This is a genomic window from Paenibacillus sp. oral taxon 786 str. D14, assembly GCF_000159955.1.
GTDB lineage: Bacteria > Bacillota > Bacilli > Paenibacillales > Paenibacillaceae > Fontibacillus > Fontibacillus phoenicis.
In genome coordinates this window covers 1-11,497 of the sequence record NZ_GG695983.1, presented here as the reverse complement: position 1 = coordinate 11,497, position 11,497 = coordinate 1, and the positions used below count along the sequence as shown (strand labels likewise).

General features: G+C 52.0%; 12 protein-coding genes. 2 read left to right on the top strand and 10 right to left on the bottom strand.

The window, feature by feature from the left end; all coding sequences use genetic code 11:
• Positions 1-4: 4 nt before the first annotated feature.
• Both aroQ and POTG_RS15435 read right to left on the bottom strand, forming a co-directional pair.
• The gene (gene aroQ / locus POTG_RS15440; protein WP_036645771.1) at positions 5-448 is read right to left on the bottom strand and encodes a type II 3-dehydroquinate dehydratase; all 444 of its coding nucleotides are present in this window, start codon (positions 446-448) and stop codon (positions 5-7) included.
• Between the two features lie 68 nt (positions 449-516).
• A complete protein-coding gene (locus POTG_RS15435) occupies positions 517-1,077 on the bottom strand; it encodes a YqhR family membrane protein (RefSeq protein WP_009225767.1) in 561 nt (186 codons plus the stop codon).
• A 184-nt stretch (positions 1,078-1,261) separates the two neighbouring features.
• Here POTG_RS15435 and POTG_RS15430 point away from each other — a divergent pair, with 184 nt between their 5' ends.
• Together POTG_RS15430 and POTG_RS15425 are read left to right on the top strand one after the other, a co-directional pair.
• Positions 1,262-2,260, top strand: coding sequence for a DUF1385 domain-containing protein (locus POTG_RS15430; RefSeq protein ID WP_009225766.1), 999 nt, complete (start codon positions 1,262-1,264; stop codon positions 2,258-2,260).
• 5 nt (positions 2,261-2,265) lie between these two features.
• Positions 2,266-2,592: a hypothetical protein gene (locus POTG_RS15425; RefSeq protein WP_036645769.1), complete on the top strand. Its 327-nt coding sequence runs from the start codon at positions 2,266-2,268 to the stop codon at positions 2,590-2,592.
• Between the two features lie 44 nt (positions 2,593-2,636).
• Here the strand turns inward: POTG_RS15425 and POTG_RS15420 are convergent, their stop codons facing one another.
• The 8 genes from POTG_RS15420 to POTG_RS15385 form a co-directional block, all read right to left on the bottom strand.
• Entirely contained in the window at positions 2,637-3,608 is a 972-nt protein-coding gene (locus POTG_RS15420; protein WP_009225764.1) for a patatin-like phospholipase family protein, read from the bottom strand.
• A gap of 68 nt (positions 3,609-3,676) precedes the next feature.
• The gene (locus POTG_RS15415) at positions 3,677-5,392 is read right to left on the bottom strand and encodes a proline--tRNA ligase (RefSeq protein WP_009225763.1); all 1,716 of its coding nucleotides are present in this window, start codon (positions 5,390-5,392) and stop codon (positions 3,677-3,679) included.
• Positions 5,393-5,725: 333 nt separating this feature from the next.
• Positions 5,726-7,363 (bottom strand): family 10 glycosylhydrolase, encoded by a 1,638-nt coding sequence (locus tag POTG_RS15410; RefSeq protein ID WP_009225762.1) that lies wholly within the window; start codon positions 7,361-7,363, stop codon positions 5,726-5,728.
• 133 nt (positions 7,364-7,496) lie between these two features.
• Entirely contained in the window at positions 7,497-7,922 is a 426-nt protein-coding gene (mntR, locus tag POTG_RS15405; RefSeq protein WP_009225761.1) for a transcriptional regulator MntR, read from the bottom strand.
• 130 nt (positions 7,923-8,052) lie between these two features.
• Complete coding sequence (locus POTG_RS15400) at positions 8,053-8,766, bottom strand: cytochrome c biogenesis CcdA family protein (protein ID WP_009225760.1); 714 nt, start codon at positions 8,764-8,766, stop codon at positions 8,053-8,055.
• 26 nt (positions 8,767-8,792) lie between these two features.
• A complete protein-coding gene (locus POTG_RS15395) occupies positions 8,793-9,596 on the bottom strand; it encodes a metal ABC transporter permease (protein ID WP_009225759.1) in 804 nt (267 codons plus the stop codon).
• A gap of 12 nt (positions 9,597-9,608) precedes the next feature.
• Positions 9,609-10,370 carry a metal ABC transporter ATP-binding protein gene (locus POTG_RS15390; RefSeq protein ID WP_009225758.1) on the bottom strand — a complete coding sequence of 254 codons (762 nt, stop codon included), beginning with the start codon at positions 10,368-10,370 and terminating at the stop codon, positions 9,609-9,611.
• Positions 10,371-10,405: 35 nt separating this feature from the next.
• Complete coding sequence (locus POTG_RS15385; protein WP_009225757.1) at positions 10,406-11,404, bottom strand: metal ABC transporter solute-binding protein, Zn/Mn family; 999 nt, start codon at positions 11,402-11,404, stop codon at positions 10,406-10,408.
• Positions 11,405-11,497 lie beyond the last annotated feature (93 nt).

Below are 11,497 nucleotides of genomic sequence, written 5' to 3'. Positions count from 1 at the left end.
CCGTTTATTTTGCCCGCTCCAAGTGGCGTTTTAAGGCCAGTAGTCCCATTTCATATCCGTAGGATCCGAATCCAGAGATTTGACCGACAGCGATCGGCGCGATGACCGAATGGTGTCGGAACGCCTCACGGGCGTGGATATTGGACAAATGGACTTCAATCACGGGGATATTCACAGAAGTCAAGGCATCCCGAAGCGCATAGCTATAATGCGTGAGTGCACCTGGATTCAACAGAATTCCATCCGTATTTCCGTAGGCGGCATGAATCCGGTCGATCAGCTCGCCCTCGTGGTTGGACTGAAAGAAGGATAACTCCAGCCCGTTTGGCGCAGCCAGTTCCTTCAGATTGTCTTCGATATCAACCAGTTTCTCGGAACCATAGACGCCGGGCTCGCGCACGCCAAGCATGTTTAAATTCGGTCCGTTCATCACCAAGATGCGGTACATGGCGGCTCCCCCTTTCCGAAAAATAACCAAAAACAATTTTAACATAGGAAGGAGTCGCTTGAGAAGCTTTAACTTTTTGATCCGCCCTCCATAGAAAGTGCCTGCTCGCGGGCTTTTTGGGGTTCACGTGCGCGCTCGTCCGTGTATTCCTCGGCCGTGGTATAACCGATGAACAGTCCCCACAGCAAATACAAACAAAACTCGCTAATGATCGTCGTCCGCGACAATTCGCGCAGCGGGGGAATCAGGTCGAGCAACGGACCCAGCACCCCAAATAAAATGCCCCACCATACGATGCCGTATAAAATCCCCGGACTTGGCCCCTTTAGCTTGCGGAACGCCAGCACATAAATCAGCGTCGCCAGAATGGATAATCCGATAAACGACAGCCAGCCCAAGTAATACCCGGCCTGACTATGCAAGAACGAGTTTTTGAAGAACGGCTCCAGCAAATAGCCGGGCAGCACCGAGGTAAAGCTCATATAAAAGAATACCCCCTTCACGCCGCCCCAAATTAATCCGGCAAACAAACCGATCTCCAGCGAGTACAGCCAGATGTTGGTGCGTTCCCGGCGTTGCTGACGCCACGGTTGAACCCGGCTTTGCATCTTCTCCTTGTCCGCTTTCATTCGCATCCTTCCTTTCCAAAGGAATATTTTCATGCGTTTTTTTGAAGATTAGTATGCACATTTCCAAAACGACTAATCCAACTAGAATTTGCCCGCAAAGTCCGTTACAATGGAATCATTACAAATCTTGATGTCTTGCCGCTAATGCCAAACCAAACTTATATATATTAGGAAGGTGAAAGCTTTGCCTGAACAATCAACACCGACGATTTACGGCGGCCAAGCCGTTATAGAAGGCGTTATGTTTGGCGGGAAATATGTCAATGTCACCGCCGTACGCCGAAAAAACGGGGAAATCAGCTTCTTGGAAGTCCCCAAGGAAGATAAGGAATGGGTCAAGAAGCTGCGCAAAATCCCGCTGATCCGCGGCATCGTCAGCATCGTTGACGCAAGCGCCAAAGGCTCCAAACACCTGAACTATTCGGCAGAGGCGATGGCCGATGACGAGATGGACCCCGAAGAACGCGCCAAACAGAAGGAAAAAGAAGAATCCGGCTTTTCTCTCACCATGCTGCTTGGGGTTGCAGTCGTGGGGATTTTGTCCTTTATCGTAGGAAAGCTCATTTTTACATTGGTGCCTGCGCTCTTGGAGCAGTACTTGTTCCAGCACGCTTTTGCCAGCCAGACGCTGCACTCGCTTATTGAAGGTGTCATTAAGATCGTTCTGCTGCTCGGGTATCTGTGGCTCATGTCCCAGACCCCTGTCATCAAACGGTTGTTCCAATACCACGGAGCGGAACATAAAGTGATCTCCGCGTATGAAGCGGGAGAAGAATTAACCCCGGCCAATGTGCAAAAATACTCTCGCCTGCATTACCGGTGCGGCAGCAGCTTTATCATCTTAACGGTGATCGTTGGCGTTATCATTTATTCCCTGCCGATATTCAGTTGGGACACGGTTTGGGAACGGATCTACATCCGGATCCTGTTGCTCCCGCTTGTGATCGGACTTTCCTTCGAAATGCTGCGGTTCACTAACGCGGTTCGCGACATTCCGGTGCTGCGGTTCCTTGGATATCCGGGGCTTTGGCTGCAGTTGTTGACAACAAAGGAACCGACCGACGATATGGTCGAAGTATCGATCGCTTCCTTTAACCGCATGCGCGAGCTGGATGCGCAATTGGAACAGGTCGGCGTTATTGAGACGCCGGTGGGTACATCTTTGGATCCCTTGAAAGGATGAGTAACATGAGAAAACAAGGCATCATGTTTTGGATCATCGTCCTTCTAGTCGCGTTCTACATTATTGATGGTTTGTTTATCAGACATCAAATCGAGTGGAGCAGTATCATTGTTCCGGTGGCTGTCTTTGGCATCGTCTTCCTGCTTTATAAATACCCGCCGCGGAAATACCGGAAGGCACAGCAGCCCAAAATCAAGCCTTCCGCACGTACGATGGCCAAAGTGGCCGCAGAACGGAAGCCAACCCGAACGGAGAAGCGCAAGACTTATCCGTTTCAAGTTATCGAAGGCAACAAAGGCAAAAACGACGACGATTTGACTAAATATCATTAAATTGCAAAAGGACGGAACCGCTGCGGTTCCGTCCTTTGCTTTTATTAGAACGCACTATTCGCTTGTTGGTACTTCTTAAACTGCTCCTCGTAAAGCTGCAGATTCCAATTGGCGAAAAACCGGTCTCCCGCCAGAAACCCGGATTCAAACAGCAGCCGGCTTTCTTCCTCGCTGATATCAAATTGCGTTGTGCCGATGCCCAGCGTCGGAATCTTCACGGTACGATAGCGGTTGGATTGCTCGATGTACCGTTCATCATGGGCGGACAACATCGTCTCCACGATCGCCTGCAGCATCGTAAACGGTCCGGTGATTCGATGCGGTTTATTCGTATTTTTGCCGACCATTTGAAAGCCGACCGTTGGAATGAGACGCCCGCCTTGCCGCGGCTCTTCCCGATCAAACAACCATAGCGGAAAATTGCTGAGCAAGCCGCCATCCACAATATGCAGAAATTGCTCGGTGAACGGCTTCCCTCTGGCCAGCTTCGGCGGCAACCGCAGCAGCACCGGATCAAAGAAATACGGAATGCTGCAGCTCATGCGAACCGCCCGGGCGACCTCAAACATCGCCGGGTCGATGCCGATCTTTTCCAAGTCGTCCGGCAATACCATGATTTTACCACTGGTGATATCCGAGGCGATAATGGTCAGCTTCCCCGGCGCCAAGTCGCCAAACGTCCGGATGCCCTTCGCAAGTAAAATTTGGCGGATCCACTCCTCCAACGTTTCCCCGGCATACAAGCCTTTTTTCAGCAGGACCCGGAGGGCCGGACCAATCAATGCCAAATTAAAAAGGGGCGCTCTCTTCAGAAATTTCGTGAAGGACGTCGTCATAATCAGTTCTTTCATTTCGTCTGCGGTGTAGCCTGCAGCAATCATCGAAGCGACGATCGAACCGGATGAGGTTCCGGCCACCCGATGAAACTGCACTCCGTGCTTTTCTGCTGCCCGGACCGCACCAGCCAACGAAATTCCTTTGACCCCGCCGCCCTCAAACACTCCGTTAATCAGCATCCGGCGCCTTCCTCCCAACCCACATTCAGCTTACTGCTTATGTATGTTGGGAGAGGCTGTACGTATGACTAATGAACTTGCATGAGATGAATCCGCTGGATCGCTTCTTCCAAAGAGATCAGTTCCCGTTTCATGATGTTCCGTTCCACCCATTCGACTTGTCCTTGTTCGGCAGACTTACCAATGATGACCCGATACGGAATACCGATCAGATCCGCATCATGGAATTTGCTTCCTGGACGCTCATCTCGATCATCCAACAATACATCTATCCCGGCTTGAGTCAACTTCTCATACAGCTGCAGGGCAAGCTCCATTTGCAGCGGATTCGTCACGGAAATCGGAATGATGTGCACCTGATACGGAGCGATCGACACCGGCCAGATTAGGCCATGTTCATCGTGATGTTGTTCGGCAATTGCGGACATGAGTCGAGAAAGGCCGATTCCATAACATCCCATGATCATCGGCTGCTGATGCCCTTGGGCATCCAGAAATACGGCGCCTAGCTGTTCGCTGTACCTGGTTCCAAGTTTAAACACATGGCCGACCTCTATCCCCCGCAACAATTGGAGCCTTCCCTCCTTGCAGCGTGGGCAAGCATCTCCGTTCACCACGTTGCGAAAGTCGCCGATGGAGGCTTCAGGTACATCGCGTGTTGGGCAGACCGAGCGTAAATGGGTGTCCGGCGCATTTGCCCCTGCAATCGCTGTGTCCATGTTTGAAGCCTCCCTGTCCATCAAGACCGGGATCAGAAGGCCGATCGGGCCAGCAAACCCCACCGGGGCACCGGTTATTTTCTCTACTGTCTCATGATCAGCAAGCTGCACGTGATCTACGCCTAACCAGGCAGCCACCTTCAGCTCGCTCACTTCATGATCCCCGCGTACGACGACCGCAACTGGCTCTTTCCCCTCAGGAACATAAATCAGCGTTTTGAGGAAATGTTCAGGGCCCACTTGAAAGAACTCACCTAATTGTTCGATGGTATGCACGCCCGGCGTATCAACCACTTCGGGACGGTCAGCTGCCGATGATTGAGTTTGCAGGCTTGGGTCTGGCAGCGCTGAAGTCGCTTTTTCAAGATTCGCTGCATAATCGCAATTCCCGCACACAGCTACAACGTCCTCGCCAATATCGGCTAAGGCCATGAACTCATGGGTGCCGCCTTCCCCGCCAATCGTTCCAGGGTCAGCCTCAACAGCTCGGAACTTCAGACCGCAGCGGCGGAAGATTTTCTCGTAAGCAGAAACCATGGATTGATATGCGCGATCCAAGCCGGTCCAATCGGTGTCAAAGGAGTAGGCATCCTTCATTAAGAACTCTCGACCGCGCAGCAAACCAAACCGGGGACGACGTTCGTCACGGAACTTCGTCTGAATTTGATAAACCGTTAGAGGCAGCTGGCGGTATGAGTTCACCTCATCTCGCAGCAATGAAGTGATGACTTCCTCATGCGTTGGACCTAAAGCAAATTCGCGATCATGCCGATCCTTGAATCGGATCAGCTCAGGGCCATAGCGTTCATAACGGCCGGATCTCTGCCAAAGCTCCGCCGGCTGCATCGCAGGGAGAAGCAGTTCCTGAGCCCCGGCCCGGTTCATCTCCTCCCGCACAATCTGTTCGATTCGAAGCAGCACCTTTCTTCCTAAAGGCAGGTAGGAGTAGATCCCCGCTGCCAATTGGCGGATGTAGCCCGCGCGCAGCAGGTGCTGATGGCTGGCCGCTTCTGCATCGGATGGAGCCTCCCGCAGGGTTGGGGATAATAATCGGCTTTGGCGCATTTCAATGACCTCCTTCATCTGTAAAACAAAAAGACACATTCGTCAAGGGACGAATGTGTCGTGGTACCACCCTATTTCCACCGTCGATCAAGCTCAAACGGTGCTCTAACCATGATAACGGTTGGGGACCGGTACGTGTTCAATTTCCGCAGAGGAAATCTCCCCGTACAGCTCACAAGGCGGGAAAAATTCACGTGCGACAGAGACCTTCCAGCTCCCGGGTCTCCTCTCTGAGGACGCAGTCGTTAATTTCAATCCTTGATCACAGCTGATGGAACATTAATATCATTTAAATCATGTTGACAACGAATTTAACGCATTTCACTGTTCCTGTCAAGGCTGCACTCCATAATAAGACTGCAGCAGCGGGATCAGTCCCAGCGGGTTCTTACGCAGGTCCTTGGCGCTAAAGAAGATGCTGCCGCTGATCTCGGGAATCTGACGGTTGTATTCGAGCTGATTGATGATTTCCTGTGCGCTGGACCAGCCGATCTCCGGCGTCCCTAGCTTATACGGCGCATGGCCGATGTACAGCTTCACGTTAGTCCCTCTTACCTCTTGGGCCCACCAGTCGGCCAGCAGGTCATAACGGACTTCCTTGCGCGTCATGCTCCAATACAGTTGTGGAGCGACGTAATCAATCCACTCGTTCTTAATCCACGTCCGAACGTCGGCATAAGTGCTATCGTACGCCGTAACACTAGCTTTCGTATCGGAGCCGGTCAAATCGTTTGACTTGTTCCGCCAAACTCCATACGGGCTGATGCCAAAAGAAACATAAGGCTTAGACGCTTCAATCCGTTGGCCTAATTTTTGCACGAACTGATTGATATTATCCCGGCGCCAGTCGCCTTTCGTTGCAATCTTCTTGGAGTTATAAGACTTAAACGTAGCGTCATCCGCGAATTTCTTTGAAGTCGTTTCTCCGGTCGGATAGAAATAATCGTCCAAATGAACTCCGTCAATATCGTACCCGTTCACGACTTCCATAATCGCACTGATGACGTGATCGCGCGCTTCCGGAATCCCCGGATTAATATACAGCTTGCCGTCGAACTTCACGATCCATTCCGGATGTTGGTTTGCGACATGATTGGCCGGAAGTTTGCTCGCATCGCTGCCTGTGCTGGCGCGGAACGGATTAAACCAGGCGTGGAATTCCATGCCGCGGCGGTGCGTCTCTTCGATCAGGAACTGCAGCGGGTCGTATCCCGGATCCTTGCCGGCGGTTCCCGTCAAATAAGAGGACCACGGCACCTGGGACGACGGATAAATCGCGTCCGCTGACGGGCGCACCTGAACGAACACTGCGTTCATTCCCATCGCCTGCACTTCGTCCAGCAGCTGTACGTATTCGGCTTTCTGGGCCTCTACCTTGCCGTACGAGCTCTTGCTCGGCCAGTCGAGATTAGAAACCGTGGATACCCAAACACCGCGCAGCCCGTTCGACGTATCAACTGCCGGCGGCTGAGGCACATCGCTTTGCGGGTCCTCCCCACCTACGCCTGGTTCCGGCTGAGTTGCTCCGGAGCCACTCAACAGGGTGATCGTACGGGTCTGCCCGTTCCAATTGACGGCAATACCAAGTTGCTCGCTGACAAAGCGCAGCGGCACCATCGTCCGGCCGGAGTTAATTTCCACGGAAGCTTCCAGGTTGATCGTACTTCCGCCGACTTGAACTGCAGAAGAACCTAACGTCAGAACGATGGTACTGCCATCTTTTTGAATCGTTGCGGTTTTATCGGCTTGGGACCAGGCTACCCGGGCTCCCAGGTTCTCGCTGATGGCCCGAAGCGGGACCATGGTGACATTCGCCCCGGGCTTAATGTACGGCGAAGCATCGGTGGACAACACCTCACCGTCGAAAATAATCCGAATATCGGTTGCGGCTGCGGCCACCGGCGTATTCCCGGTATAAGGCCATAGGAAGAGCAACACTAGAATAGGAATAAACCATTTGCGAAATTTCATCAGTATCCTCCACATCATCGTTATGTACGGACGAACCGTGCTACTTCCTTAAACGTCACGCGGAGGTCAAGAGTTGCGCTCTTCAGGACAAAAAGAAGAAGCATCTGCCTTCACCGAAAGACAGATGCTTCTTCTACGATTCGTTGATCAGTTCCTGATGGACCTTTTCCAGGTCGCGTATCCGGTTGCTGTCCCGTTTGAAATATTCCACAAGCGTCGCAATTCGCGTGATGGAATCCCAGCTTAAATGATGTTCAATTCCTTCGACGTCTTTATAGATATTCTCGTGATCGACGCCGATCATCCCAAGAAACTCCTCCAGCAACTGATGCCGGTCTACGAGCCGTTTGCCGATTTTTTTCCCTTTATTGGTCAAAACAAGGCCCCGATATTTCTCGTAGATCAAGTATTCATCCTTGTCCAATTTCTGAATCATCTTCGTAACGGAGGAAGGATGAACCTCCAAACCTTCCGCGATATCGGACACGCGTGCGTATCCTTTCTCGTCGATCAGTTTGTAAATACGCTCCAAATAATCTTCCATACTGGGCGTTGGCATCTATCGATTCCCTCTTTTCCATGAGTTGACGCGGACAAACCTGTACGCATGTTAAACATTACTCTGTTAATGATACATGTTCTGATTGTCCGTTGGCAAGTGCACATCGGCACACTTTCCTTCGTCTCCCCTAGAACTTCAACCATTCAGGCGTAATTTGCTGCAGCCAAATCGTGATTTGGGCCATACGGTTCGTAAACAGCAGCACGCCCATCAGCAGCATCAGCGCGCCGCCGATTTTCATCATGATGGCGGAATAGCGGAGAATCCATTTTGTCGAACCGATAAAGAAAGCCAGGACAAAAAAAGGCAAGGCAAACCCAAGCGTATAGGCGGTGATCAGTCCAATCCAGGTTCCCGGCTCCGTTACGGCTAATGCGATAATCGCCGCCAGAATCGGGCCAACGCAAGGCGACCAGCCCGCGGAGAAGCCAATGCCAAAAATAAACGAACCGATGTATCCGGCCGGCTTGAATTTCAAATTCATTTTCCGTTCCTTTAGCAGAAACTGCGGCTGGAAGATCCCCATGAGAAACAAACCCATACAAATGATCAAAATGGCGGATAATTGCCGGATCAACCCGCGATATTGATTAAAAAATTCACCAAACAGACCGGCGCCGAAACCCAGCGTATAGAACACAACGGAGAAGCCGAGGATAAACGCCAGCGTATGCGTCATCGTCCGGAAGCGAACGTCCCGTTTGCTTTGCTCCGTCTTTAATTGCTGCACGGACATCCCGGTAATATATGACAGGTAAGACGGATATAAAGGCAGGCAGCAAGGCGAAATAAAGGAAGCGACCCCCGCACCGAAGGCAATCCCGAGATGGATGTCAGCCATAAGTACCCCCTATGTACCCTTGCGGGCTAGGCAGAGAATCCCCGTTTGCCCAGCAAAGTAAGTATCAGCATGCAGATCAGCAGCAGCACAATCGTCGCGCCCGGAGCCAAATTCCAGACACCCGCCACAATCAATCCGGCTATGACCGCGATTTCCGCAATGATCACGGAGAATACCACGGACATTTTAAAGCTTCGGGCGATGAGCAGGCTACAGGCAGCAGGAATCGTCAGCAACGCCGAAACGAGCAAGGCGCCAACGATTTTGATGGCGGTGCTGATCACCAATGCCGTCATAACCGTCAGCAGCAGGTTCAGCAGCTTCACCGGAATCCCGCTTACCGAAGCGGCATCTTCCTCAAAGGTTAGCAGGAAAAATTCCTTGAAGAAGGCAACGACAACGATCACCACCACCAGGGTGACGCCAAAAGCTACATATAAATCTGTTGTATCCAGCGTATAAATGCTGCCAAACAGATAGCTGACCACATCCGTATTGTAACCCATCCCCAGCGTAAAGAACAGGGAGGCCAGCGCAACGCCCCCGGACATGATAATGGCAATCGACAGCTCGGCGTAACCTCGATACGCTTTACGCAGCTTCTCGATGGCAAACGAGGCGACGACGGCAAAAGCGAGGCCAACCCCAACGGGATAGACCCCAAGCAAGAAACCTAAAGCCACCCCGGCGATAGTAACATGGGCCAGCGTATCACCGATCATCGAGAGACGACGCAGCACCAGAAAGATCCCGATCAAGGGTGCGGTCAATCCGATCAACAGGCCGCCAGCCAGCGCTCTTTGAAAAAAATCAGCGGATAATATCTCCAAAATAAACAACTCCTAAACCAACGAATGCTGCAGATCCGGGATCGCGCAGTCCTGCTCGTGCGAGTGGCGCACGTAAAATTTGATCGCCCCACACTGCTTGCGGGGTTCCTGGCCCAGCTTCCCTTCGATCATGCCGATATCATGGGAGACCATCAGAAACGTCATGTGATGATGGGCGTGCATATGAAAAATCAATTCAAAAAAATCGGCTTGCGTCTGAGCATCAATGCCGACGGTGGGTTCGTCCAAAACGAGCAAATCGGGTTTGTTCACGAGCGCCCGCGCCAAAAATACCCGTTGCTGTTGGCCGCCGGAAAGCTGGCCGATGCGCTTATGCTGGATATCACCGATCCGCATCACTTCCAGCGCATCATCACACTTGCGCTGTTCCTCACGGCCGATCCGGCGGAACAGCTTCTTGTTATTGTACAGGCCGGACAACACCACTTCGCGGACCGTCGCCGGAAACAGGGGATTAAAGGCGTTCTTCTGCGGCACGTAGCCGATCCGCTCCCAATCGCGGAAGCGCCGGATCGGCTCGCCGAACAAGCGAATTTCCCCTTCGGTTGGCTGCAGCAGACCGACCATCATCCGCAGCAGCGTGGTTTTCCCCGCCCCATTGGAACCGATCACGCCTACAAAATCCCGCTCGCGGACGACAAAGCTGAAGTCGGAGATCACTTGTTGTTCCTGATACGCGAAGGAAACGTGGTCAAGCTCGATTACACTGTCATGACAAACGGCATCCTGTGCCGTAGTTGCGTCGGATTTCATTTACTTAGCGTCCTTCCGGTACATATAGTTTCTTCTTATTGTAGAGCTTGGATCAGATTTTGCAAATTTTTCTCCATCAACGTAAAGTAATTATCGCCAGCTTGGGCTTGGGCTTTCGTCAGTCCTTCCACGGGATTGAGCACCAGCGTATCCACACCAGCTTCGGAAGCCAGCGTCTTGGCTAGTTTATCCGAAACGAGCTCTTCGAAAAATACATAACGAATGCCCTTCTCCTTCACCAGCTTCGACAATGCCACCAAGTCCTGAGCCCGCGGCTCAGCCTCCGGTGACAGCCCCATAATCGCATGTTGGGTTAGTCCGTAATCCCGGCACAAGTAGCCAAATGCTTGGTGGGAAACCACAATTTCCTTCTTAGGCAGCGAGGATAATTGCTCGGTGAACTTGGCATCCAATGCCTGCAGTTGACCCAGCAGTTCCTGATACCGGGCTTCATAAGCCTCCCTGTGCTCCGGATCTACCTCGATATAGCTGTTCTTGATATTCTCCGCCATGATGATCGCGGATTTCGGGCTAACCCAGGTGTGCGGGTCTACATGGTGAGGCTCCGTTTCCTCATCATGGTCCGAGTGTGCTTCCCCATGTTCGGCTTCTTCGCCGCCATGCCCGTGACCATCATCGCCCTCGGCTTCGATCAAATCAATGCCATGGCTGATCTCCACCGTTTTCACTTTGGCATCGGCACCTAAGCCTTTCAGAAAGTTCGGGACCCAGCCCTCCAACCCTGCGCCGTTATACAAAAACAGCTGAGCTTTCGATGCATTTAAAATATCCTGACTGCGCGGCGTCCAATCATGCGGCTCAACGCCGGTCGGCAGCAAGTTGATGACATTCGCTTCTTCGCCGCCAATCGCCTTGGCAAATTCATAGATCGGATAAAAGCTAGTGATTACGTTCACCTTGCCCTCAACGATTGTCCCGCTGTTTCCGTTCTTCCCGCAGCCAGCTAGAACCAGCAGGAGCGTAAGCAACATTGCCGCTGCGACGAAACCTCGCTTGAATCTATGTATAAACATCATGACTCCCTCTCTTAATCGTAATGATTACCAACAAGGATTATAGGACCCTGCTCTTGGAATGTCAACCTCTATTATTCTTCCTATAAGTTG